21 protein-coding genes and 2 pseudogenes are annotated in these 23162 nt (G+C 70.0%); 10 read left to right on the top strand and 13 right to left on the bottom strand.

From position 1 onward, the window contains the following. The first annotated feature begins 146 nt into the window (after positions 1 to 146). The gene (locus B1H19_RS02905) at positions 147 to 629 is read left to right on the top strand and encodes a hypothetical protein (protein ID WP_159027964.1); all 483 of its coding nucleotides are present in this window, start codon (positions 147 to 149) and stop codon (positions 627 to 629) included. A 90-nt stretch (positions 630 to 719) separates the two neighbouring features. On the opposite strand, the gene B1H19_RS02910 is transcribed toward B1H19_RS02905, so the two are convergent. Both B1H19_RS02910 and B1H19_RS02915 read right to left on the bottom strand, forming a co-directional pair. Continuing rightward, positions 720 to 1847: an alkaline phosphatase family protein gene (locus B1H19_RS02910; protein WP_107425855.1), complete on the bottom strand. Its 1128-nt coding sequence runs from the start codon at positions 1845 to 1847 to the stop codon at positions 720 to 722. 4 nt (positions 1848 to 1851) lie between these two features. After that, positions 1852 to 3120 carry an alkaline phosphatase family protein gene (locus B1H19_RS02915; protein WP_083102681.1) on the bottom strand — a complete coding sequence of 423 codons (1269 nt, stop codon included), beginning with the start codon at positions 3118 to 3120 and terminating at the stop codon, positions 1852 to 1854. Positions 3121 to 3255: 135 nt separating this feature from the next. On the opposite strand from B1H19_RS02915, the pseudogene B1H19_RS39590 reads away from it, so the two are divergent. Next, a pseudogene (locus tag B1H19_RS39590) lies at positions 3256 to 3417 on the top strand (IS5/IS1182 family transposase); the annotation flags it as partial. A 2-nt stretch (positions 3418 to 3419) separates the two neighbouring features. Here the strand turns inward: B1H19_RS39590 and B1H19_RS02920 are convergent. The 5 genes from B1H19_RS02920 to B1H19_RS02940 all read right to left on the bottom strand — a co-directional run bounded on the left by B1H19_RS02920 (position 3420) and on the right by B1H19_RS02940 (position 8315). Beyond that, complete coding sequence (locus B1H19_RS02920; RefSeq protein ID WP_237289080.1) at positions 3420 to 4115, bottom strand: HAD family hydrolase; 696 nt, start codon at positions 4113 to 4115, stop codon at positions 3420 to 3422. A gap of 78 nt (positions 4116 to 4193) precedes the next feature. Beyond that, positions 4194 to 5315, bottom strand: a complete 1122-nt coding sequence (locus B1H19_RS02925) for an ABC transporter ATP-binding protein (RefSeq protein WP_083102682.1) — start codon at positions 5313 to 5315, stop codon at positions 4194 to 4196. 8 nt (positions 5316 to 5323) lie between these two features. Next, the gene (locus B1H19_RS02930; protein WP_083102683.1) at positions 5324 to 6259 is read right to left on the bottom strand and encodes an ABC transporter permease; all 936 of its coding nucleotides are present in this window, start codon (positions 6257 to 6259) and stop codon (positions 5324 to 5326) included. Next, the gene (locus tag B1H19_RS02935; RefSeq protein ID WP_083109396.1) at positions 6247 to 7137 is read right to left on the bottom strand and encodes an ABC transporter permease; all 891 of its coding nucleotides are present in this window, start codon (positions 7135 to 7137) and stop codon (positions 6247 to 6249) included. Before B1H19_RS02935 ends, B1H19_RS02930 begins: the two co-directional genes overlap by 13 nt. 8 nt (positions 7138 to 7145) lie before the next feature. Then, on the bottom strand, positions 7146 to 8315 hold the full coding sequence (locus B1H19_RS02940) for an ABC transporter substrate-binding protein (RefSeq protein ID WP_418361420.1): 1170 nt from the start codon (positions 8313 to 8315) through the stop codon (positions 7146 to 7148). 359 nt (positions 8316 to 8674) lie between these two features. Here B1H19_RS02940 and B1H19_RS02945 point away from each other — a divergent pair, with 359 nt between their 5' ends. From B1H19_RS02945 to B1H19_RS02970, 7 genes and pseudogenes are all read left to right on the top strand, one after another. Continuing rightward, positions 8675 to 9427, top strand: coding sequence for a GntR family transcriptional regulator (locus B1H19_RS02945; protein ID WP_083102685.1), 753 nt, complete (start codon positions 8675 to 8677; stop codon positions 9425 to 9427). A 146-nt stretch (positions 9428 to 9573) separates the two neighbouring features. After that, on the top strand, positions 9574 to 10461 hold the full coding sequence (locus B1H19_RS02950) for an alkaline phosphatase family protein (RefSeq protein WP_083102686.1): 888 nt from the start codon (positions 9574 to 9576) through the stop codon (positions 10459 to 10461). A 573-nt stretch (positions 10462 to 11034) separates the two neighbouring features. Further along, a pseudogene (locus tag B1H19_RS40730) lies at positions 11035 to 11427 on the top strand (LamG-like jellyroll fold domain-containing protein); the annotation flags it as partial. A gap of 350 nt (positions 11428 to 11777) precedes the next feature. Next, positions 11778 to 12506 carry a LamG-like jellyroll fold domain-containing protein gene (locus B1H19_RS40735; protein ID WP_359109637.1) on the top strand — a complete coding sequence of 243 codons (729 nt, stop codon included), beginning with the start codon at positions 11778 to 11780 and terminating at the stop codon, positions 12504 to 12506. Next, the gene (locus B1H19_RS02960; RefSeq protein WP_159027965.1) at positions 12503 to 13216 is read left to right on the top strand and encodes a hypothetical protein; all 714 of its coding nucleotides are present in this window, start codon (positions 12503 to 12505) and stop codon (positions 13214 to 13216) included. The genes B1H19_RS40735 and B1H19_RS02960 overlap by 4 nt, the downstream gene beginning before the upstream one ends. A gap of 297 nt (positions 13217 to 13513) precedes the next feature. Continuing rightward, positions 13514 to 14503: an ATP-grasp domain-containing protein gene (locus B1H19_RS02965; protein WP_083102689.1), complete on the top strand. Its 990-nt coding sequence runs from the start codon at positions 13514 to 13516 to the stop codon at positions 14501 to 14503. Continuing rightward, positions 14500 to 15768 (top strand): ATP-grasp domain-containing protein, encoded by a 1269-nt coding sequence (locus B1H19_RS02970; protein WP_083102690.1) that lies wholly within the window; start codon positions 14500 to 14502, stop codon positions 15766 to 15768. Before B1H19_RS02965 ends, B1H19_RS02970 begins: the two co-directional genes overlap by 4 nt. Before the next feature lie 87 nt (positions 15769 to 15855). On the opposite strand, the gene B1H19_RS02975 is transcribed toward B1H19_RS02970, so the two are convergent. Beyond that, positions 15856 to 16356 (bottom strand): GNAT family N-acetyltransferase, encoded by a 501-nt coding sequence (locus B1H19_RS02975; RefSeq protein ID WP_083102691.1) that lies wholly within the window; start codon positions 16354 to 16356, stop codon positions 15856 to 15858. A gap of 164 nt (positions 16357 to 16520) precedes the next feature. Here B1H19_RS02975 and B1H19_RS02980 point away from each other — a divergent pair, with 164 nt between their 5' ends. Then, positions 16521 to 17672 carry a glycosyltransferase gene (locus B1H19_RS02980; RefSeq protein WP_159027966.1) on the top strand — a complete coding sequence of 384 codons (1152 nt, stop codon included), beginning with the start codon at positions 16521 to 16523 and terminating at the stop codon, positions 17670 to 17672. Here B1H19_RS02980 and B1H19_RS02985 read toward each other — a convergent pair. Genes B1H19_RS02985 through B1H19_RS03005 form a run of 5 tightly spaced genes read right to left on the bottom strand, consistent with a single transcriptional unit; the run spans position 17651 to position 23143 of the window. After that, on the bottom strand, positions 17651 to 18601 hold the full coding sequence (locus B1H19_RS02985) for a hypothetical protein (RefSeq protein WP_083102693.1): 951 nt from the start codon (positions 18599 to 18601) through the stop codon (positions 17651 to 17653). The genes B1H19_RS02980 and B1H19_RS02985 overlap by 22 nt on opposite strands. Positions 18602 to 18633: 32 nt before the next feature. Beyond that, positions 18634 to 19563 carry a phosphotransferase family protein gene (locus B1H19_RS02990; RefSeq protein WP_237289083.1) on the bottom strand — a complete coding sequence of 310 codons (930 nt, stop codon included), beginning with the start codon at positions 19561 to 19563 and terminating at the stop codon, positions 18634 to 18636. A 55-nt stretch (positions 19564 to 19618) separates the two neighbouring features. Next, entirely contained in the window at positions 19619 to 21253 is a 1635-nt protein-coding gene (locus tag B1H19_RS02995; protein ID WP_083102695.1) for a class I adenylate-forming enzyme family protein, read from the bottom strand. Then, complete coding sequence (locus B1H19_RS03000; protein WP_083102696.1) at positions 21246 to 21539, bottom strand: phosphopantetheine-binding protein; 294 nt, start codon at positions 21537 to 21539, stop codon at positions 21246 to 21248. The genes B1H19_RS02995 and B1H19_RS03000 overlap by 8 nt, the downstream gene beginning before the upstream one ends. Continuing rightward, a complete protein-coding gene (locus tag B1H19_RS03005) occupies positions 21536 to 23143 on the bottom strand; it encodes a PLP-dependent aminotransferase family protein (protein WP_203237076.1) in 1608 nt (535 codons plus the stop codon). Before B1H19_RS03005 ends, B1H19_RS03000 begins: the two co-directional genes overlap by 4 nt. Between the last annotated feature and the right edge of the window lie 19 nt (positions 23144 to 23162).

Raw genomic sequence — 23162 nt, forward strand, 5'->3', positions numbered from 1 at the left:
CAAGGCCCCCAGGCGGCCCGGGCGGAATATTCGGTCCAGTCGGGAACTCGCGCCACCGCTTGCGCGGGCGGATGCGGAAGTACAGCTTGCCGGTGGCCAGATTGAGGGCCGCGAGCATGTGCCGCACGCCGCCGTAGCGGTTGTCGGTGGCCCACAGCCTGAGCGGACGCCTGACCGGCCAAGCTTTGCCTTTGCGGGGCATCAGGTTCAACGGCCCCAACTCGTCGACGCATATCACCGGTCCGTCGGCGGGCGGGGTGTCGTACAGCTCCAGGATGCGGCGCGTCGTGGCGATGGACTCCGGGGCGTTGGACGCCTTCCACGTGGGGCGAGGGGCCCAGTGGTATCGGACCAGACGTCAGATCCTGGCCGAGGAGCGTCTTTGGCGGGAGCGGCACAGTCGGCGCACACGTGGCGACAGCGCACAGCAGGAAGCGACGCCCATTCAGACCGCGTATCGGGATCTGCGGAAGGGCCGCGAGGACGCCAAGGACGAACCCGGGGCCGCCGACTTCTCCTACGGCGAGATGGAGATGCGACGTTTCGCCGCCAAGTGGAATAGCGTCGAACGAGCGGCGATGCCGAAGCCGGCGAGCGCGCAGCGGTCCGCAACCTCTGCCTTCATCTGAGTCGGAGGCACGGGCACGCCCGTCAGAAACGACCTCGGTCTCCACCGCCCGCCAGGGGCAGTGGAGACCGACGTCGTGTGAACGCGCTTGTCACACCCCGGCGTTGAACACGTCCGTGCCGAAGTGGTTCAGCCCCTTCTGCCCGGCATAGCCCAGGTACGGAAGCCCGAACTGGTCCTCGATGCCGGCCAGCAGCGAGTAGTGGTTGTACGGCGTACTGCTCCAGGTACCGGGCTTCGTGAACGGCGAGAGCACGAGCGCACCCGTACGGCCGCCGCCCAGGCCGGTGATGCCGGGCAGAGCCGCGTTCGGGGCCGGCCCCTCGCCGCAGCAGGCGCTCGCGTCCTCCTGGGGCCCGTCCGACTCGTCGAAGGTGATCACCAGCATGCCGTCCTTCTTGAAGGCGGGAGAGGAGGTGATCACGGGCACCCACTGCTTCAACCACGCGTCGGCGGAGACCAGGCCGCCGGGTCGGCCGTCCACGCAGGGCGCGTCGTGCCCGTCGTCGCACAGGTTCGGCGTGAGGTAGCTCAGCGCAGGCGTGGTCGAGGTGCTCTTCAGGTCGGTGGTGAGGGCGGAGAGGTCGACCACGTGCTGGGCGCAGGAGTCCGCCTGGTCGATGATCGAGTGGAAGTACATGAACGGGTTGTGCCGGGTCGCGTACTGGTCGCCGACCTTGGCCTTCTGCGTGTCGTCCACCGCGCCGAGCTGCGGATGGCGGCACGGCGTTCCCATGTCCTCCATGTACCCCTTCCAGCTGTGCCCGGTGGCGGTCAGCTGGTCGGCGAGCGTCTTGACGCCGCTCGGGTAGACGCAGCCCTGGCCGACGGCCTGCTGCGGGGCGACGGTCCCGGTCTGCACGAAGGGCGTGAAGGTCTGGCAGTCCGCCTGGGTGGCGGCGTTGGGCGCCTGGCCGGATATCTGAGAAAGGTAGTTGTCCAGGCTGTTGTGGCCGGTGCCGTAGTACTGCGACAGCAGCACGCCCTGGGACCGCAGCGTCTTGCTGAGGTACGGCGCCTTGGAGTCGGGCCCCCAGGTCTCGTCGTAGCCCTTGTTCTCCAGGTTGATGACGAAGACGTGCTGGGGCTTCGGGGACGCGATGGGGGAAGCCCCGGCCTGCTGTACCAGCATCGTGCCGGCGGCCCCCGCCACGAGGGCGGTGAAACCGACGAGGAGGGCCAGGAGGCGGCGTCGGCTGCAGGTGAGTCGGTGTTTCATGGCGTTACGGGAGCTTCCATCCGTCGGATATGGCCTTGTCGCGCAGCGCGGTCCACTGCTCGAAGTCGGCGAGTTGGCCAGGCGGGCACGGCAGGCCGGTGAAGGGCGGCACGGAGTACTGCGGTGCGGTGAGGTCCGGCGGGTTGGTGAAGTCCAGGACCTCGGCGAGGTTGTTCGCGGCGGAGTCGCGGGGAGTGAGCGCGGGCAGCTTCCAGCGCCACTCGATCGCCTTGAGGACGGAGGCGTGGTCGTATGTGCCGTGCGCGATGTGGCCGCGCCGGGCGCGCGGGGAGATGACCAGGCACGGCACCCGGAAGCCGCGCAGACCCCAGTCGGGGTGGGCGTCGGGCGCTGTGGTGGGCGGGACGTGGTCGAAGAAGCCGCCCCACTCGTCGTAGTTGATCACCAGCAGGGTCCGCTCCCAGGCAGGGCTGGTGGTGACCGCCTTGTAGACCTGGCTCAGGAAGTACTGGCCGGCGCGGATGTCGGCGTGCGGGTGGTCGTCGGCGGAGGAGCCGCTGTCCTCGTCGAGGAACTTCGGGTCCACGAACGACACCTCGGGCAGGTTGCCGCTCGCGCAGTCGGTGAGGAACTGGCCGAACGGGTGGGAGATTCCCGCGTACTTCGTGCCCCACAGGGCGGTGAACGGCACGTCGTTGAAGTAGTACCGCCCGCGCAGCCCGGCGTCGGCGACCCGGTCCCAGATGGTCGGTATGGTCGCCGTGACCGTGGAGTTGTGGATCCGGTCGGTCTGCGCCGAGTGCTGGTAGAAGCGGTTCGGGTACGTCTCGGCCATGGTCGCCGAGAAGTACCGGTCGCAGACCGTCCAGGCGGGCGCGGCCTTGCCGTAGAACGCGAGATCGTCCTGCTGGTAGTAGCCGATCGCGAACTCGTCATTGGCGCCCGCGCGCAGCCAGCCGTCGCACTTGCCGTCGTTGTACTCGATCCGCCCGCCCTCGAAGCTGTGGTCGGGGTCGGCGTTGCCGCAGCCCTGGGTGGTCTGGAGATGCTGCGTGCTGTGCGCGACGCCGTTGCGGTCGGTGTACGTCAGGCCGGCCTGCTTGCCGTCGGCGCCGGGCAGCCAGCCGAGGTAGTGGTCGAAGGAACGGTTCTCCATCATCACGACCACGACGTGATCGATACCGGACTGCTCCGGAGCGGGAAGGGCGGTGGAGGGCGCCTGCACCGCGGTGGCGAGGCGCTCGGTGGCGAGCGGAGCGAGGGCGGCAGCAGCAGCCGCTCCCGCCAGGACTTTTCTGCGGGTGAGGGTCACCGCTCTCTTCTAGCCAAGAGAACTACCGGAAGGTAACCCTCCGGACGTAGATGTTCCCCAGGGTTCACGCCGACGCCATCTGGCCTTCGGGGCAGCCTTGGCGGCTTTCTCCCCGGCGCATCAGTGAGATCGCGGGAGCACCTGCCGAAAGAGCTGGGCTTCGGCCCGGGAATGACGTGCCGACGGCGCCTGCGTGACGGGAACGAGGCCGGTGTGTGGCAGCGGCTGCATGGGGTGCTGTTCGCCGAGCTCAACGCCGCAGCGCGACTGGACTGGTCCCGGTGTGTGGTCGACTCGTTTCAGGTCAGGGCGTTAAAGGAACGGTCTTTCACCAGTGCCCGCAGCAGCGCCGGATCCGCCTCGACCAGGCTGCTCACCACGGCCCGCCCGTGCGCTGAAGGTATCGGCACGGCGGAGGGCACCGCCAGTACCCGGCACCCGGCGGCTTCGGCGGAGGTGACCCCGGTGGGCGTGTCCTCCACGGCGACGCACGCAGGGGGCGCGGCGCCGAGCTGCCGTACGGCGGCGAGGTACGGGTCGGGCGCGGGTTTGGTGCGCGGTGTCTCGCCCGCCGTCACCGAGACGGCGAACCGGTTCGCGCCCAGGGCCCGGAGCACCAGGTCGGCCACGCTGCGCGGGGACGCGGTCACCAGGCCGACCGGCACTCCCTCGGCGGCGAGCGCGTCGAGCAGGGTGAGGGCGCCGGGCAGCGGGCGCACCTGTGTGGAGACGAGTGCGGTGAAGCGCGCTTCGAGGGCGCCGCACAGTTCACCCGCGGACCGTGCGCCGTCCGTGACGCGGTGCAGGTGCGCCGCGGTGTGGTGAACCGCCCGGCCCAGCACTTCGGGTATGTCGGCGTCTGTGAGCCGGTGGCCGATCGGACCGGCCACCTCCTGGACCGCCTGCCACCACAGTTCCTCGGTGTCCACGAGGGTGCCGTCCATGTCGAAGAGGACGGCTTGCAGAGGGTGGTTGTGGGGGGTATCGGCTGACACGGAGCTCTCTTTCGGATGGGTGGGGTGGTCGGAAACGGAATCGGAAACGGGAAGGGGCAGGCGGAAGGCGGAAGAGGATCAGGCCGCGCGGGGGGCGACGAGGACGGGGCGGTCGGGCAGGGTGACGGCCACCGGCGAGCCGGGCGGGAGGCCGGCGGCGGACTCGGTGGGCAGGTCGGCCTTGACGGACGTACCGTCGGACAGCGTCACGGTCACGCGGGTGACGGCGCCGAGGAAGGCGGTGGCGACGACCCGGGCCTGGCCGGCCGGGTCGTGGCCGAGCCGCACCGCCTCGGGCCGTACGAGTACGTCGACCTCACCTGCCGCCGCTGCGGGCGCCCCGCCGTCGAGTGGCAGCCGGCGGCCGAGCACCTCGACGGTCCCGCTGTCGACGATGCGGCCGGGGATGCGGCTCATGGTTCCGACGAACTCGGCGACGAAGGCGGTGGCGGGCCGGGCGTACAGGTCGGCCGGCGTCGCGCACTGCTCCAGCCGGCCGCCCCGCATCACCGCCACGCGGTCGGCCATCGACAGGGCCTCCTCCTGGTCGTGGGTGACGAACAAGGTGGTGATGCCCAACTCCTGTTGCAGGCGCCGGATCTCCTCGCGCAGGGTGAGCCGGACCTTGGCGTCCAGGGCGGACAGCGGCTCGTCCAGCAGCAGGACGCGCGGGCGCAGTGCCAGGGCCCTGGCGAGGGCGATGCGCTGCTGCTGGCCGCCGGAGAGCTGGTGCGGATAGCGGCTGCCGTGGTCGGGCAGGCCGACCAGGTCGAGCAGTTCGGCGGCGCGAGTGCGGCGCAGGGCCGTCCGTACCTTCCGCATGCGCAGCCCGAAGGCCACGTTGTCCAGGGCGTTCAGATGCGGGAAGAGGCTGTAGGACTGGAAGACCATGCCGGTGTCGCGGCGGTGCGCCGGGACGGCGGTGACGTCCCGGCCGTCGACGAGGACCTGACCGGAGTCGGGGTACTCGAAACCGGCCAGCATGCGCAGCGCGGTGGTCTTGCCGCAGCCGGACGGGCCCAGGAGGGCGAGGAGTTCACCTGGGTGCACGGTGAGATCGAGTCCGTCGAGGGCCACGGTGGCACCGAAAGCGCGGCGCAGGGTACGGAATGCGACGGTGGCTCCGGCCACTTGGGGCCGGTGACCGTCCGAGTCCGAGTCCGTGGCCAGGACGGTGGTGGTGGTGTTGGGGTTGGTCATGGAGCCGGTCACTCCTCGGCGATACGGGCGGTACGGGCAGTACGGGCAGTACGAGTGCTACAGGGGGTACGGGCGGTACGAGGGGGATTGCCGCGGCGTCCGTCACCCCGGTGGGACCCGCCGCCGAACGAGGCGAGGGCCAGCAGCAGCGCCCAGGTGATCAGCAGGCTGAGCACGGACACGGCGACGGACAACTGCGCTTGCGAGCCACTGATGTTGACGATCCACACGGCGAAGGGCTGGAAGCCGAGCAGTTGGGCGACGGTGAACTCGCCGAGCACCAGCGCCAAGGTGAGGAACGAGGCGTTCAGCAGCGCGCCGCGCAGGTTGGGCAGCACCGCGTGCAGCAGGGCGCGCGGCCAGCTGGTACCGCAGCTGCGGGCGGCCTCGGTCAGGGTGCGGATGTCCACGGCCCGCAGTCCGGCGTCGAGCGCCCGGTACACGAACGGCAGCGCCATCACGGTGTACGCCAGGACCAGCACGGCGGGGAAGGAGGGGTTCTGGATCGCCACCAGTGTCTGGAAGAACGGGGTCGAGGCCAGGTGCTCGGGTCCCCATTTCAGTACCGTGCCGATCCCGGCCACCAGGGCGATCGGCGGTACCACGAGCGGCAGCGAGCAGACGACCTCCACGACCGGGCGGAGCCGGGGCGCGCCCAGCCGCAGGGCGACCATGGCCGGGACCATCAGCACGAGCACCACGGCGATGGTGGCGGCGGCGAGTTCCAGCGAGAGCAGCAGGCTGGAGGCGAAACCGTCGGCGCGGAAGATCTGGGTGTAGGCGTCGAAGGTGACCCCCTTGCCGGGCACGTCGATCGTGAAGACCACGGAGGCCGCCAGGGGCACCAGGAAGTACACGGCGGCGCACGCGAGGATCGCCCCGCGCCACAGCCGCGGGCGGCGAGCGCCCGCACCGCGCAGCTTCAGAGTCGTCAGTCGAGCCATCGTGCGCTCCGTCGTTGCAGGGGCAGGTACACGGCCATCACCAGGCAGGCGACCGCGACCATGTCCAGACTCATGGCCAGCGCCACGTTCTCCTGTCCGACCAGCACGTTGCCGGAGATGGCGTCCGCGATCTGGAGGGTCACCAGCGGGACCGAACTGCCCACCATGGCCGCGGCGGTGGCGTACGCGGCGAAGGCGCTGCCGAAGAGCAGGACCAGTCCGCCGAGCAGCGAGGGCGCCAGCACCGGCAGGGCGATATGCCGCCAGTACTGGGCGGCTGTCGCGCCGTTGTTCTGCGCCGCTTCGCGCCACTGGGAGCGCAGTCCGTCCAGAGCGGGGGTGACAGTGAGCACCATCAGCGGGATGAGGAAGTAGAGATAGGTCAGGGTCAGGCCCCAGAAGCTGTACAGGTCCCACCCATCGTGGGCCAGGCCCAGTCGGCCGGTGAGCACACCGGAGTTGCCGAGGGTGGCCACGAATGCGAAGGCCAGGGGCACGCCGCCGAAGTTGGCGAGCACTCCGGAGGCGGTGAGCACGGCTTCCCGCAGGGCCCGGAAGCGGGAGGTGACCACGGCCTGGGCGAGCAGCAGCCCGAGCACGGCAGCGATCCCCGCCGACACGGCGGAGAGCTTGATGCTGCCGAGCAGGGCGGTGAGGTAGGCGCCGTGCAGGGAGGCGGTGAAGTTGGCCGTGGTGTACGAGGTGGCTCCGGTGGCCGGATCCTTGGCGGTGAAGGCGCCGCCCAGCATGGCCAGGGCGGGGGCCCCGAAGCTCAGTGCCACGAAGGCGAGCAACGGGGCCACCGCCAGCCACCCGGCCGAGCGGCGGCGCCGTACGGGGACGGCGGCCGCCACGGCGGTGTCGGTGAGCGTGGTCATGGAGGACGTCACCCGGAGACGGCCTTCCCCCAGCCCTGGCCCAGGACCTGCTTGGCCTTGGCCTGCTGCGCCTCGGTCGGGAACTTCGGCGCGCCGGTGACCTCCGGCAGCTTGGCCGCGGCGGTCTTGTCCAGGGTGCCGTCCTTCTCCATGGCCGCCATCAGCGCGGGCCGGGCAGAGCCCTTGAGCCACAGGTTCTGGCCCTCGGTGCTGTAGAGGTACTCCTCCCACAGGCGGGCCGCGGCCGGGTGCGGGGCGTCCTTGTTGAGGGCCTGCGAGTAGTACTGGGAGAACTGCCCGTCCTTGGGGACGGTGACCTTCCAGTCCACGCCCTTGCTCTTGAACTCCTCGGCGTAGCCGGCGTTGAGGTAGTCCCAGTCGATGCTGATCGGCGTCTCGCCCTTCTCGACCGTGGCCGGAGTGGATTCCACCGGGGTGTAGTTGCCGTTCTTCTTCAGCTCGGCGAAGAGGTCCAGGCCGGGCTGGATGTCGTCGAACGAGCCGTGGTTGGCGAGCGCGGCCGCATAGACGCCGCCGAAGGCGGAGCCGGACTTGGTCGGGTTGCCGTTGAGCGCAACCTGGCCCTTGTACTGGGACCCCCGCAGCTCGGCGAACGTGGTCGGGCACTTCTTGACGCGCTTGGCGTCACAGCCGATGGAGACATAGCCGCCGTAGTCGTTGTACCAACGGGCCTGGGCATCCTTCTGCTGCGCCGGGATCTTGTCGAAGGCGGCGACCTTGTACGGGGCGAGCAGCCCCTGCTGGGCTGCGCTCAGCGCGAAGGAACTGCCGAGGTCGACGACGTCGGGGGCGCGGTCCTGGCCCTTGCGGGAGGTGATCGCGTTGATCTCGTCCTGGCTGCTGCCGTCCGGGTTCTCGACCTTGACCTTGATCCCGTACTTCTTCTGGAACCCGTCGATCAGGGCGCCGTAGTTCGCCCAGTCCCGGGGCAGGGCGATCGCATGAATCTCGCCCTCCTTCTTGGCGGCGGCGACCAGGGCGTTCATGCCACCGAATTCCTGGGCGGACGTGGCGGTGGCCGCCTTCTCGGTTCCTGCGCCGCCCTGTGCAGTGGGGGCGGCGCCGCAGGCGCTGAGGGTGAGTGCGGCGACGGCGAGGCCGCCGGTGAGGACTGCTGTCCTGGGGAGGGCTGCTGTTCTGGGGGACAACGTGGTCACAACGTCTCCTGATGTGTACCAGTGGCAAGAGGGGGGTGCCAACGACTTGTCTGAACAAGTCGGCCTCAGTAGGCACGGCCTTCCTGTCGCCGAGATGAACGCCGGAACAACCCTGCGGCGCCATCGAGAGACGGGTAGCCCTCTTTGCATCCCCTTTTGTATCCCCCTTTGAACAGGGATGGTGAACAGGGAAGCCATACGTCCGAAGGCGACGGATGACCGCGGATGACCGCGGGCGCCTCGTCGCGACGACGCTCGGAAGCCCGCGTCGGCTACGCTGCCGACCCTGCGCACTGTGCGCAGTTCTCCACTGACCAAGGACAGTTGGCCAACGGCGGTTGACCGACGAAGGGAGCCCCGTGGCGGCACGGCACGAGCAGATAGCCGAAGAACTCCGTCAGGCCATCGACCGCGAGCAGTACACGGTCGGCGCACGGCTCCCCTCGGAGGCCGAACTCGCCGCCCGCTACGACGTCTCCCGCGGCACCGTACGACAGGCGGTCGCCACGCTGACGGCGGAGGGCCTCATCGGCTCGCGGCAGGGCGCCCGGCGCGTGGTCCTGGCGAGCAGGCGCAGTCAGAGCTTCGGCGAACTGCGCAGCTTCGCCCAGTGGGCGCAAGCCATGGGCCGCACCGCATCGGGCACCGTGATCTCCTCCGAGCGCCGCAGAGCCACCGCGGAAGACACGGTGCGGCTGCATCTTCCGGACGAGGCCGAGGTGCTGCACGTACTGCGCGTACGCGGCCTGGACGGGGAACGCGTTCTGCTGGAGCGCACGGTCTACGCGGACTGGATCGCCCCGGCCGTCGAGGACATCGAGCCGGACTGCACCTCGGTCACCCAGCGGCTGTACGAGGCCACGGGGCTGGTCTTCAGCTACGGCGAGCATCTGATCGACGCCGTGGCGGCGGGCACCCGCGACGCCGCACTGCTCGGCGTCCGCCGTGGCAGCCCGCTCCTGCGGGTGCGCCGGGTCACCACCACACACACCGGCCGTCCCGTCGAATGGTCCGACGACCGCTACCGCCCGGGCTCGGTGAGCTTCTCCGTCCACAACTCGATCGGCGCCAACCCCCTCACCCGGCGACCGGCAGAGCCCGGGACCGCCTGATCCGCCGGAACCCGCCCCCGCGCCCCAGGGCACGCTTGCCGAGAAGACAGCTCCCCGACACTTCGGCTTCTCTCCGATGCCCCCACCCGGTACCCGCCCCCGGCATGGTGAGGCCCAGCAAGCACCACCGAGAGGAAACGCCGACCATGCCCGACCCCCTCGACGCCGCCACACCCCACGTCCTCGTCGTCGGTATCGACGGGGTCCGGTACGACCTGCTCCAGGAGCTGCCGACCCCGAACCTCGACTCCCTCGCCGAAGCCGGCTTCCTGGCGCCCATGGAGGTGGACGCCGGAACCCCGACGATGTCGGGCCCCTGCTGGGCCACCATCGTCACCGGCGTCAGCCCCGCCAAGCACGGCATCTGGGGCAACAACTTCTCTGCCAACCGGCTCGATGTCTTCCCCGACTTCGCCACCCGCCTCGCCCAGGTGGACCGGCGACGGACATTCGTCGCGGCCGGCTGGGAGCCACTGATGATCCAGCACAGCGGCGGACCCCTGTTCAAGGCCCCGAGCCGACTGTCCTTCATAGCGCCCGCCGCCGACACCCCCGAAGCATGGGACGACTGCGACGAGCAGGTCACGGCCGAGGCGGCCCACGTCCTGACGCACTCCGACCCCGAGGCTTCCTTCGTCTACCTCGGCGCGGTGGACGAGACCGCTCACTTTCTGGGGTGCGGACCCGAGTACCGCCAGGCGGTGCTCAGCGCCGACGAGCGTCTCGGCCGCCTGCTCGAGGCCGTCCGCAACCGCACGACGTATGCGAGCGAGGCCTGGACCGTCATTGTCGTCACCGACCACGGCCACGTCGACGACGGCGGCCACGGCGGAGACACCGTCGAGGAGCGCACTGCCTGGGTCGCCTGCGCCGGTCCACGAATCGCACCGGGACAGCCCGGCGGCTCCATCCGTCATCCGGACATCGCCGCCCAGGTCTACACCTCGCTCGGCCGCGCCATCGACCCTCACTGGACCCTGGACGGCAGCCCGTTCCCGGCCACCCGGCCTGCCGAAGTCGCCGTACATCGGTGATCGCGCGTGACGGGCGGGTACCACAGTAGGCGCCCTCAGGGGGGCTGGCCGAGCAGACGAAGGTCTTCAGCCCTGATCGAGCCGGCCTCCGCCGAGGCCGATGTCACCGAGGGGGCGAGTTGCCGTCGATGGCGAGCGAGGTGTTCTCCGTACGGTTGAGGCGGGTCTGGCCGTCGGACCAAGTGAGAACGCCTCGCCACTCTGGTGGGCCAAGCCGTTTTCCCTCCAGGAGGTGCAGCCCTGGGCAAGTCGCCGCACCCAGGCGCTGGTCAGTTCTCCGTTGGCGTGGGCAACGGTACGCGGTCCGGATGGACGGCATCGCTTCACGGAAGATCGCTGACTTCGCGGGCAAGGCGGACTCGCTGGATGCCTCCGAACTCAAAGCGCGCGTCGACAGCTCGTCCGTCCCGCCTGCCCAGGGTCAGTGCTGCATGCCGCGCGCCACGTGGCGTGAAGCGGTCCTTGACTCGGTCGCGGGCCTGGTCAATCGTTTGATGGCTGAAACGCCGTCACCTCGCTTTCGCAGGTCAGCGGCGCTTCCCAGCAGCAATCCTCGACTCGGTGTACCCCTCGGTGCCGGCGATTCGTTCGCCGGCACCGAGACCTTTCAAGGAGACCTCCTTCCCCCCGCACGAGTGGGCCCACCTCGCGGCCGCCTACGAACAGTCCTGGGCCGTCGAGCTCTCCGACGGCGCGTACCTGGAGGCGCCCGACAACGACGCGCTCGACATCGCCGACGACCTCACCGTCGAGGTCTTCTGCCGCGTCGACGCCCTCGATACGGCACAGGGCCTGCTCTCCAAGGGCCGCGCCGCCGACGGCTCCGGCGGCAGCGTTCCGTACCGGCTGCTGGTACTGCCCGACGGGAAGCTGGAGTTCGGCTTCGAGGAGCCGGACGGCAAGCTGGTGCGCTTCACGTCCACCGAGGCCGTCGGCACTGGAAGGTTCCACCGCCTGGCCGTCGTCCGCAAGAGCGGCCGGTCGATGCAGGAGCGCAAGGGCAGCAAGGAGATCACCGCGGCGGGCGCCGACGGCAAGCCCGTCAAGCAGACCGTGGAGCTCGTGGAGTCCGTCGACGTCCAGGAGTGGCAGGACATCCGCTTCTTCATCGACGGCCGCGAGGCCGGCTCCGCCCGCTACGAGGGTCCCGGTGCCAAGGGCAACTCCGGCACGCTCGACATCGGCCGGGTCCGCGAAGGCATGGAGACCCGCTCCCTGACCGGCGTCGTCGCCGAGGTGCGGCTGTGGGGCCTGGCACGGGACGCGGCGCAGCTCGGCACGCCCGTCACGGCGCGCGACCGGGGCCTGACCGCGCAGTGGCGGTTCGAGGAGAACGCGGGCAACACCGCGGCGGATACCACAGGCTCGCACCCGGCCCGGCTGCGGGAGCGCGCTGGACCCGCAATCCCGACCCGCGCGGCAGCGCCTTCCGCCTCTACCGCAACGGCGTCTCGCTGGCCTGCGACCCCCTGGACCCGGCGGACTTCGCCGACTACGGCGACGCCCAGCTCTCCCTCGGCGCACGGCTCAAGGGGGACCATGTCACCCAGGCGTTCCAGGGCGTCCTGGAGGAGGTGCGGATCTGGCGCACCGCCCGCACCCAGGAGCAGGTGCTGGACAACCTCTTCACCCGGCTCAGGGGCGAGAAGGAGGACCTGATCGCCTACTGGTCACGGTCGGCTACGACGAGCGCGGCCGGGTCCTCGACCCGGACTACGCGTCGGCGCGCGAGCACGGCGAGTACAGCTACTACAAGCCGCGCGAGGCTTACGCCGTCAAGCGCCGCATCCAGCGCGAGCAGCAGCGGCTGCGCAGCTACTACGAGACGGTCTCCACCGATCCGCACGCACCCGACCCGACCGCCGAACGGGCCGGCCGCGTCCTGGGCGGCGCCATCGGCGGCGACACCGCTCCGGGCAGGGGGCGCGACAGGGCCGGTAGTACCACCGGGAACGGCTTCTCCCGGCGCGACCTGGTCAACACCTACGTCTGGACGGCCGACGGCGGGTTCTTCGCCGAGACGACGGAGACCGCGGACGCGGTGAGCGAGACGACGTCCGGCTCGTACTCGCTGTCCGGATCGGTGGGCGCCTCCGTCGGCACCTCCTTCGACGTCATGGGCATCGGCGTCAATGCGCAGCTGGACGCGTCGGTCGGCGGCGGCATGAGCGTCACCCGAGCGCGCGGCAAGCAGGCCACCCGTTCCTTCGGCCTGAACGTCACGTGCGCGCCGTCCGGCAACGTCCAGCAGTACGACGCCCACCGCAAGCCCGTCTTCGACGCCGACGGCAAGCCGGTCAACGCCCCGGACAAGGTGGACGCGTACCGGTTCCTCAGCTTCCACCTCGGCGAGGACACCGAGCACTTCGACACCTTCTTCCACAAGGTCGTCGACCCGTCCTGGCTGGAGAACGGCACCGACCCCAACGCGGCCGCGCTGCGGCAGGCGCGCCAGTCCGACCGGAAGCCGCCGTGCTGGCGGGTCATGCACCGCGTCACGTTCGTCAGCCGGCTCCTGCCGCCCGTACCGCCGACCGACGCCCCGCCGCTGGAGCGCACCATGCGGGAACTCGACCTGGACAGCAACTACGAACTGGTCCGCCGCCTCGACCCGTACGTCAGGGCCGCGGCCACCGGCCGCACCGAACTCACCGGCGCCGTGCGCACGGCGCTGGGCACGTACCTGCCGGAGCTGCAGCCGCACGCGGAGGACGTCATCGCCTTCCTTGCGCAGTACTACGGCGTGGAGGACTGACGGGCAGTGATTGACGGGGCGTGGAATCCGGGCCCCACAGGCCGAGCAGCCGGTCGCGTCGGTTGTTCTACGCGGAGTACTGCTCGGCGCTGCTCGTGACCCAGTCGGCCACCGGCCGCAGCGGTGTCGGCGCTGCTGCGGCCGGTGGTGGTGAACTCCCGGTCGATCGTGTGCCGGAGATCTTTCGCGTCCCCCGACTCGTCCTTGGCTATGTTCTCTTTACAGTCCCGTCGTCGGCAAGGCGTGTCCCGTTCGGAGAGACCGCACGAGCGGTGCACGATCCGCCAAGCTGGTGCCGTGATCCTCACTCTCATGGCAGATCCTCTTCCCCTGCTCCACACCTGGCTGCCCGACAGTGCCGAGCGCGTGGTGGTCCTCACGTCGAGAGCGGTGGCCGACGCCGTCGGCCTGGTGGATGGCGGCCGGCGTTTCCGCCATGTCGAGGTGGTCGACGGGTACGACTCCCCCGCGGCGGAGCTCGGCGTCGAACGTCTGCATGCGCGATTCGGCTTCGAGCGCATCGCCACCGTCTCGGAGTTCGACCTCCTGCGAGCGGCACGGCTGCGCCGTCGTCTTGGGGTGGTGGGGCAAAGCGAGGAGTCGGCCAGGGCGTTCCGGGACAAGTACGCCATGAAGAAACGGGCGGCGAGTGCAGGTATCCCGGTCGCGCCCATGGCCCCGGTGACAGCTGCGCTGGACCTCGTGGCCTTCGCCGACACACATGGCTACCCGGTCGTGGTGAAGCCGCGGATGAGCGGTTCTTCGCCACAGGCGCGGCGAATCGACGACGAGGCGGATCTGCTCGACTTCGTGAGCGCGGGAACCGTTCGGCGCCCCGATGGGATGCCTGGTGGGTGGTTGGTGGAGTCCTACGTCACCGGAGACCTGTGCCGTGTGGACGGGATGATGGCCGGTGGCCGACTCCTGCACGCCCGGCCGTCGGCCTACGTAGGGGGCGGTGCCGACTCGTACTCCCGTCGTGGGCGTACCCGCGGTGTTCTGCTCGACGTGTCGGACCCGCGTACCACTGCACTGGGTGCCTTGGCTGCCGAGACTGTTCGTGCACTTCCTGCACCGGCTGAACCTACCGGGTTCTGTGTCGAGGTCTTCGTGGGTCGAGACGGTTCGATGACGCTCTGTGAGGTTGCTTGCCGTGCAGGTGGAGCCGGGATCACGGGCGCATATCAACGGGCCTTCGGTGTTCACCTGTTGGCGCAGAGTTTGCGTGGCCAATGCGGTGTCCCGCTCGCGCTGGAGGCGCAACCCAGGGGGCCGCGGACAGTATGAGCGTGCTGATCCTGAGCAAGAAGAATCCGGCCTCCCATCCCTATCAGGAGTGGCTCGCCGGGGCCGGCCCGCTGTTCTTGCTGGCTGCGGCGGGCAGCAGGCCGAAGGACCCGTCCGGATGGGCGTGGAGCGAGGAGTTCGCTGAGTACAACAGAAACGGTGCGGTCGAGATCCGGGCCGTGCGTCTGGGACAGGAGCACAAGGTGCGGCGGGTGGTGTCGCTGAGTGAGGCGGACGTGGTCCGCGCGGCCCGGATCCGGCAATGGCTGGGCGTGCCCGGTCAGAGCGTCGAGTCGGCATTGGCCTTTCGTGACAAGCACCGGATGAAGACGCTGGTGTCCGAGGCAGGTCTGGCGGTGCCGCGGTTCAGGGCGGTGGACTGTGTCGGAGGGCTGGTGGATTTCGCCGCCGAGGTGGGCGGCCCCATCGTGGTCAAGCGCCGTTCGGGTTCGGGGTCAGTGGGGGTGCGGGTCCTAGCGGACCGACGGGCGGTCGAACAGTGGGCGGCAGGGCTGTGCATGGGGCCGGACGAGCCCTGGGGTCTGCTCGCCGAGGAGTATGTCGATGCCCGTCTCTTCCACGTCAACGGCATCATGTCTGGCGGACAGGTGCTGCACGCCTGGTCAAGCGCGTACGTCCAGCCGCCGATGAAAGCACTTGAACAGGGCCGCCCGCAGACAGTGGTGATGCTGTCCGCCGGCTCCGAAACTGCCCGCGTCCTGGAGGAGTTCACGGCTTCGGTCATTGCCGCGCTGCCGTGTGTCGAGGAACCGACCAGCTTTCACGCCGAGTTGTTTCTCGCGGCCGACCGCACCGTTTCACTCTGCGAGATCGCCGCACGGACCGGCGGATGCGGCATCAACGACGTCTCCCAACTCGCCTACGGTGTAGATCTCAACCTCTGCTCGGCCCGCGGCCAAGCCGGGCTGCCGATCGGCCTCCCCCCACGGCATGCCCCACCACCTCGTGGCCTGTTCGGCTGTGTGCTCCTCCCGCCGCGCGCGGGCAGGCTGATGCACCTCCCCGCCACCTGCCCGCTGAGCGGTGTGGTCTCCTACCGTCCGCGTCTGGCACCAGGCGCGACCAGCGTGGGGACGCCCAGTGTGTCGAGCGCCGCCGCAGTCGTCCTCATCGCGGGGGCGACGCCGAACGAGCAGGTGGAACGCATGGCAGCCGTGGAGCGATGGTTCTACGGGCTGGCCCGCTGGCACCTGCCGGCACCAGTACGGGACGATGATGCGCGCCGAGAGGCTTCGTCCCGTTGAACGGAGACTACCGGGAGCACGCGTTGACTCACCGGCTTCCTGTGCTCAGCCGCTCGGCAAGGAGGTGTTGCGAACGACGGTGGGGCGTCAGCGTGGCCGACTGAGGTCCGAAAAGGTGCGGATCATCGTAAACTCCCCACCCGCCACCGGGCTTTCGGGCGGTGGCGGGGAGCCCGTTCGCCGAAACCCGTGCCGAACGTACAGGCGTTCCGCCGCGGTGTTTCCCTCCGTCACCTGGAGCCGCACCTCGTCGATTCCCTCGTCGTCGGCCCAGCGCAGTACGGCCCGCACCAACAGGTCGGCCGCACCAGTGCCACGCGTGGCGGGGCGTACCCACATGGAGACCAGCTCGGCGGTGTGCGGGCCGACCGGAACGACGCCGGCGAGGCCGCACGGCTCGCCGTCTTCCTCGGCGAGGAACTGGTTGTGGCCTGCCAGACGTTCCCGCCATTGCTTTTCGGTGAGGGACTCCTCGCGGCTCAGCGTCGAGCCGAACGCCTGTGGGGCCTCGGTCAGGGCGGCGAGCCGGACGGCACGGCACAACCGCCAGTCCTCGGGGCGCAGGGTGCGTACGGTGAGCGTGGGCATGGGGCAGACCGTGGCACATCCCGGTGCCGGGCTCAACTTGTGTCGGCGGCGTCGTCGAGCGCTGGCCGGGCCCCACGGCTGTGCACGGAAGGGGTGCCTGCCGTGCCGGGGTGGCGGAAAAGGGGCCGTGGACGGGTCCGCCGCTGCTGGCCACAATGAGTGGCATGACACGCTCGCGGCCCCGTATCGCCCTTGTGTTGCGTGGTGAGGTCAACCAGAGCGGCGGTGTCGGTACCAGCGTGCTGCGGCTGGCGCGCGGACTTGCGGCAGATGGCCGGTTCGCCGTGGACGTCGTCGGGCTGCGCCGTCGCGTTCCCGCCCCGTCGGATGGTGCAGCGGTCCCCGGGGAGCCGTGCGAGGTGGAGGGAGGTGTGTGTTTCTTCGAGCTGTATCCCGAGGAGTCGACACCGCCGGGCCCGGAATCCGAACTGGCCGTCCAGCAGGCCCTGGTGGATCTGGTGCGCCGCCGCCACCACGCGCTGCTCCACGGCTTCTATGCCAGTTCCGCGGGTTACCACGCGGTCTGGGCGGCGGCCGAGTGCGAGGTGCCGTCGGTCGTGGGTATCCGGGGGAACGACATCTACGGCAATGTCTTCGACCCCAGCCGATTGCCCCGGCTGCAGTGGGCACTGGCCCATGCCACCCGGATCGTGGCGGTGAGCAGCGAGGCGGCCCGCCGGGCCGACATCCTCGCCGGCTGCGGACCGCGCACCACCGTGGTGCTCAACAGCATCGCCCCGGCGGCGTATCGGGCGGGTACCGTTCGCTGCCCTGGTTCACCGGTCATCGGCACACTCGGGCGGGCGGCCGTCAAGAAGGGCGTCCATCTGCTGATCCGGGCGTTCCCCATGGTGCTGGAGCGGCATCCGGACGCTCGACTGGTGCTGGTCGGGCCGCTCACGGAGACCTCGGCGCTGCCGGATCTGGCCGGTGTCAGCGGCGTCTCCGACCGCACTGTCTTCACTGGTGCCGTGCCCCGGGAGGACGCTCTGCGGCAGTTGCGCGGCATGGACGTGTTCGTGCTGCCATCACTGCACGAAGGCTGCCCCAACGCGGTGCTGGAGGCGATGCTGGCGGGCACGCCGGTGGTGGCCACCGCTGTGGGAGCGGTGCCGGAGATGGTGGTGGACGGCGAGGAGGCCGTACTGGTGTCGGAGGTCGGCTCACCGCGGGCGGTCGCCGACGGGATCTTGAGCATGCTCGCCGCTGACCGGGAGGGAATCGCCGAGCGGGCCCGCGAGGCGGTGCGGACGCGGTTCGGGCTGTCCCGGGAGGTCGAGGAGAACGTGGCGGTCTATCGCGACTGCCTTGCCTGAACTTCCTCGCGCCGACGTCGTACCGTGTCGGACAGGGTGACGCCGGCTGCGGCGAGTACCGCTTCCCTGCGCCGCAGTGCCCAGTCGTCGTCCTTGTTGACCGAGAGGTGGAGGATCGCGACGTCCGCGAGCTCGTCGTCGTTGAGCTCCTCCGTCCCGGGGGCGAGGCGCAGGGCCCGGCCCGGCATGAAGTTCCAGCGCAGCGGCAGTTCGCCGATAGGGATCGCCTCGCTCATCTCCAGCAGGGTCAGCCAGAGGCACAGTTGGTCGTTGGGGACGAAGTGCTTGCTCTGGGGCCCGGTGATCATCCGGCGGTAGCGGTCCAGCCAGCGCATGGCGACCTGGCGCAGCACGGCGCCGGCTCCGTAGATCACGCCGGAGTTCCAGCAAGGCATGGCGCCGAGGTCGTCCGTCGTGTATGCCAAGCCGAAGGTGTCGTTGACGAGTTGGGTGATCTGTTCCTGGCTGAGGGCCGGGTCGGTGAAATTGTACCGGCCGTTGGTCCACAGGGTCTGTACCTTCGGGCGGCGGAGCAGCATGCGTACGTCCACGCCTGCTGCTGGTCCGATGGGGCTCTGCGCGGCGAGTGCGTCGACGTCGTCGAGCAGGAGGGTGTCCGCGTCGATGTGGAGGCACGGCCCGGACGGCGCCTCGGTCATCGCCTGGATCTTGAGCAGGCGGGAGCGGGTGTGTTCATCGTGCGCGGGAATCCGGCGGATCCGGGCAGTGATTCTCAGTGCTGCGGCGATCCGGGCCAGTTCCTTGGGCTGCTGGTCGAGGAACAAACGGACGGGCACGTCGTGGTTGTGGGTCCGCAGCGAGCAGATCGCGGCCACTGCCAGTGGGAAGTAGCTGTGTGTGCAGGCGAGGGTAACGGTCATGGGTGACTGGGCCGGTGCGCTGTCGGTGGCCGCTGTGCCGAGGGTCATCCGGCCTCCTCGAAGGATGGTGGGTGGGGTGGTCATGAGTGGTGTGGCAGGCGTCGGCGCCGCAGCCATTGAAGGGCGGTACGGGCCTGGACTGCTTGGAAACGGCGGAGGGTGGGGATGCCGGGTGGGGGTGGGCGTCGCGAGCGGTCGATGAGCATGCCGGTGAGCGCGGTCAGGGCGATGGTGACGTCGGACGGGTCGGCTTCGGCGGCTGCGGGGTGGGCGGCGAAGGCGGTGTCCGGCGACAGGCCACCGTGGAGGGGTGCCGGTGCGAGCAGGAACAGCAGGTCGAGCCAGGGGGCCGCGAGAGTGGCGCGGGCCCAGTCCACGAGGTGCACTTCTTGCCTGGTGAGGAGGATGTTGTCGGCGCGGAGGTCGCAGTGGGCGAGGGCGTCGCCCCGGACGGCTTGGGTCCAGCCCGACTCCAGTTCCGCCAGGGTGTCGAGGTGTGCGGCCGCCCACGGGTCGAGGCCGTCGAGTGGGAGCCCCGCGTTGCGTTGCTGCGTCAGGTTGCGCCAGCCCCGGAACTCGTCGGCCAGGGACTCGGCGGCGGTGGGGAGGACAGCGCTGAGGGCGGGCGGGGTGGGGGTGACTGCTGTGGCGAGAGCGGCGAGGGCACGCAGTACGCGGTTCAGCTGGGGTGCGCGCCAGGGTTGTGTGGGCATCGTGCCGTCTACCCATTGGAAGGTCAGTACCACCCAGCCGTGGTTGTCGAGCGCAGTGAGCAGGCGGGGTGTTGGGATGTGGGAGGGGAGCACGGGAGCGATGCGTGCCTCGCGGCGGTGCAGCTCCGGCGCGTAGGTGTTGGGCTCAGATCCCACTGCCTTGACGAACACCCGTCTGTCATCGGCGAGTTGGAGTTGGGCGGCCACTCCGGGGGAGAATCCGCCGGGGCAGGTGACCGCCCTGGTAACGGGTGCGCCCAGGCGTTGTTCCAGGGCGGCCCGGAGGGCTGGAGGCACGTCCGTCCAGGGGCGGCGGTCGCCGACCGCAGGTGGGACCGAGCGGTGCGGCGCATCAGTCGGGGGCCGGGGCACAGTGTCCTCCTGCTGGGAGTCGGTCGGTCCGCAGCATCGCTGCCAGTTGGGGGCGCAGGATCTTCCCGGTCGCTGTGCGGGGCACCGCCTCGACGTGGACGATGCGCTCGGGCAGGGTGGCGGTGGCGAAGTGGTGTTGGAGGTGGGCGTAGCACTCGGCGTCGGACAGCTCCGGTGCCGCGGCCACCGCGGCGGTGATCGTCTCGCCCAGGAGCCGGTCCGGTCGGGTGATGCAAGCTGCGTCGTGGACCGCGGGATGGGCGCGCAGCACCCGTTCCATCTCCTCCAGTGAGACGCTCTCGCCACGGACTTTGGCGATGTTCTTGATCCTTCCGGTGGTGACGTAGAAGGTCTTGCCGGTTTCCTCGTCCGGGACGGCGAATCCGAGGTCCTGGGAGTGGAACCAGCCATCGCGAAATGCCTGGCGGGTGGCGTCCTCGTTGCCCGCGTAGCGCGTCATCACGTTGTGGCCGCGCATGCACAGCTCGCCGGTCTCGCCTGGTTCCGCACGTCTGCCGTCGGCGGTGCGTACTGCGATCTCGTTGCCGTACAGGGCCGTCCCGATCGAGGGGATGTCGGCGTGGAGCGCGAGCCTGGCGTACGCCTGCGGGGTCAGGTCGATTGGCATGGTCGTGGAGAAGTTGGTGGTCTCGGTCAGGCCGTAGCCCTGGAGTACCCGCGCGCCCAGGCGCTTGTGCAGGGCTTGAACGGTCGTGGCTGTCAGGGGGGCCGCGGCCGAGACGAAGTAGCGGAATTCGTCGGGGATATGGGGGTGGCGCCAGGCGTCCAAGAGGGCTTCGAGGACGCTTGGCACGACGCTGGCGATGTGCGGGCGGTGCCGGGTGAGCAGGTGGGGGTAGGTGAAGGGGTCGAACCTGTCGGCGATCACTGCGTGGGCGCCCGCTGCGAGGGTGCCGAGAAGGGTGAAGTGCAACCCGTTGACATGGTGGGCGGGCAGGCAGCCCAGGAAGCGCACCCCCGGGCCCAGGCCGTGATGGCGCCGGAGGGCTTCGGCGTTGACGGCGGAGTTGTAGTGGGACTGGGCCACCAGTTTCGATGTCGCGGTGGAGCCGGAGGTGGCGAACAGCAACGCGTCGGCTGACGGATCGGGCTGCGTCCGCACGTCGGTCGTCGGGTCCGGTAGCGTCCGTGGGTTTGGCAACGGCACACCGCCGGGCCGGTCGGCGAGCTGCCCGGTCGGCCCGTGGAGCACCGCCCGGGCGTGCGCGAATGCCGCCTGCCGCGCGACGCGGGCCGGCGGGTCTGAGGGGCTGAGCATCAGCACCGGGCAGCCCAGCCGCATGAGGGCGAGGACGGTGAGCGCGGAGATGGCGTCGTTGACCGGTAGCAGGCCGAATACCTGGCCGGAGCGGGCGCCCAGTTCGTGGGCGAGCCAGTGCGTGAGTCTGCGGCTGAGCCGGTCGAACTGTCGGTAGGTGAGTGTGGTGACGGCTCCTTCCTGATCGATGGTGGTCAGGTACGGGGCGTCGCCGTGGACGGCTGCCTGGTGATCGAGGCCAGCCACGAGGGTGGGCCGAGCGGTCAGCCGGGAGGAAGGTGGCTTCCCGTGGTATCGGTGCACGCGTTCGTCGTCGGTGCTGGTGTGGTCAGTCATCGTCGCCGGTTTCCCCTTTCCCTGGGGCCAGTTCGGCTGCCGCTTCGACGATGGTGCGGATGCTGTGGAAGGTGGTGGCGGTGATCTGGTCCGCGGGGAATTCCACGGACAGGGCCTGCTCCAGTTCCGTCAGCAGGGAGATGGTGCGCAGCGAGTCGAAGCCCAGGTCGGCCAGGGGTGCGTCGGGATCGGGTGGTGCGCTGATGGGGCCGGGGGGCATCAGTCGCCCGACCGTGTCCTGCACCGTGTGTTCCAGGTCTGCGCGGTGCGTGTCGCTGTTCGTCATGGGTTCTCTTTCCCGGGGTTCGTGCGGTGGCGGTCGGCTGGGGCCGGGTCGGATGGCCCGCGCTCCAGTACGGGGCGCAGCCGGGAGAGGGCGGTGGCCAGGTGGGTCCGCTGCTTGGCGGTGGTGATCCGCAGCGTGCCCCCGGCGAAGCAGAAGTCGAGGATGCCGGGGTAGGTGGCCACGCCCGTCTTGCGCAGCAGTTCTGTGGCCAGCCGGTAGGAGTCGTCGCAGCGCCGGGTCGTCAGCAGGAGGTTGACGGAGCAGCGGGGCCGGGTCACCGCTGCCATGTGGGAGAGGTGGTGGGCGGTGGCGTCCCTCAGCGCCATGAGGGTGGTCTGCCTGGAGTGCCGTTCCAGGCGGTAGCGGTCGTAGGCGCGTTGTAACGGCGTGCGGCACAGTCGGTACCCGGGCTCGAACTCCGCTGCCTCTGCGGGCCCGATCCGGTCTGTTCCGCTGATAAGCCAGCGTTCCATGCGGGCCGTCACTTCGATGGCGGTGTAGAGCAGCGAGGGCGGGCCGCCGAAGCTGGTCGAGGCGTACTCGTAGTAGTCGGCGATGAAGGCGCGGTCGGCGACGATCCAGCCGGATTCGACGGCCTGGGGCTGCCAGATGTGGGGGTTGCCGCAGATACGGATCACGTTGGACGCGGAGCGTGCGGAGCAGAGCGGGGTGGTTTCCCCCAACCATTCGTGGGACTCGTCCAGCAGGATGGCTGTGGTGGATGCGGACTGCCGTATCAGGTCCGCCAGTTCGGGCTCGGGTATCCGGGCGCCGGTGGTGCCTGCCGCGGTCGGCAGCAGGACGAGTGGGGTGTTCGGTGTCAGCGCGGCGATCAGGGGGCCGATCGACATGATGCCGTCGGTACAGGTCAGTGGGACGAGCCGGACGGTGCCTCGTCGGGCGACCGCGGCCACCGGGGCCGGCTGGTTGGGGATGGCGCACAGTGCGGGTGCCGCGGAAGCCGGACGCCCGGAGAGGATGAGGTCGGCCAGTCCGCTGATGGCGAAGGCGCCGCCCATGGTGAGTGCCAGGTTCCCGGAGGTGTAGCAGGCTCCCTCGACGCGCTGGTTCTCGAAGGCGGCCAGGGCCTCGCGCGCCGGGATGCGCCCGCAGGAGTCGGAGTAGCCGTACCAGTCGCGCCGCAGTGCGTAGCTGAGGCAGTCGCGCACGGTCTGCGGAAGTTCCGCCGCGCATGCGGTCACCGAGTCGGGTATGAGGGACGGCTGCGGGCCGGAGGGGCTGTCGTCGGTCAACTCCTCGTGGAAGAAGCAGTGGTGCAGCTCGTGGATCAACGACACGGTGACACCGGAGGACAGCACCTCCTCGGCGGTGACATCGCGTAGCGGGGCGCCCTGCCGCCAGCGGTCGGCGAGCCAGGGGCGGTTGCCGTGGCATCCCATCTCGTGCTCCACCCGGCCGAGCCAGAGGTCCCGCAGTTCCAGCGGGTCGTCGGGATTGCGGGCCCGCCGGAACACCTCCAGTGTGCGGTCGTCGACGGCAGGCGCGAACGAGTCCGCCCGATAGGTGCGCGGGGCCGGGCCCGCAAGCGCGTCGGGCGGGAGGGGAGGCAGGAGGCGCGCGGGGGCGTCGGTGAAGAGCTGCATGACATCTCCCGACCGGGCA

It is taken from the genome of Streptomyces gilvosporeus (assembly GCF_002082195.1).
GTDB lineage: Bacteria > Actinomycetota > Actinomycetes > Streptomycetales > Streptomycetaceae > Streptomyces > Streptomyces gilvosporeus.

What these genes read in the sequence shown, in the direction of transcription:
- B1H19_RS02935 (WP_083109396.1), bottom strand. Translation starts at nt 7,137, where the DNA reads ATGACCACGCTCACCGACACCGCCGTGGCGGCCGCCGTCCCCGTACGG.
- B1H19_RS02925 (WP_083102682.1), bottom strand. Translation starts at nt 5,315, where the DNA reads ATGACCAACCCCAACACCACCACCACCGTCCTGGCCACGGACTCGGAC.
- B1H19_RS02910 (WP_107425855.1), bottom strand. Translation starts at nt 1,847, where the DNA reads ATGAAACACCGACTCACCTGCAGCCGACGCCGCCTCCTGGCCCTCCTC.
- B1H19_RS03005 (WP_203237076.1), bottom strand. Translation starts at nt 23,143, where the DNA reads ATGCAGCTCTTCACCGACGCCCCCGCGCGCCTCCTGCCTCCCCTCCCG.
- B1H19_RS02975 (WP_083102691.1), bottom strand. Translation starts at nt 16,356, where the DNA reads ATGCCCACGCTCACCGTACGCACCCTGCGCCCCGAGGACTGGCGGTTG.
- B1H19_RS02970 (WP_083102690.1), top strand. Translation starts at nt 14,500, where the DNA reads ATGAGCGTGCTGATCCTGAGCAAGAAGAATCCGGCCTCCCATCCCTAT.
- B1H19_RS02995 (WP_083102695.1), bottom strand. Translation starts at nt 21,253, where the DNA reads ATGACTGACCACACCAGCACCGACGACGAACGCGTGCACCGATACCAC.
- B1H19_RS02980 (WP_159027966.1), top strand. Translation starts at nt 16,521, where the DNA reads ATGACACGCTCGCGGCCCCGTATCGCCCTTGTGTTGCGTGGTGAGGTC.
- B1H19_RS02985 (WP_083102693.1), bottom strand. Translation starts at nt 18,601, where the DNA reads ATGACCCTCGGCACAGCGGCCACCGACAGCGCACCGGCCCAGTCACCC.
- B1H19_RS02950 (WP_083102686.1), top strand. Translation starts at nt 9,574, where the DNA reads ATGCCCGACCCCCTCGACGCCGCCACACCCCACGTCCTCGTCGTCGGT.
- B1H19_RS02930 (WP_083102683.1), bottom strand. Translation starts at nt 6,259, where the DNA reads ATGGCTCGACTGACGACTCTGAAGCTGCGCGGTGCGGGCGCTCGCCGC.
- B1H19_RS03000 (WP_083102696.1), bottom strand. Translation starts at nt 21,539, where the DNA reads ATGACGAACAGCGACACGCACCGCGCAGACCTGGAACACACGGTGCAG.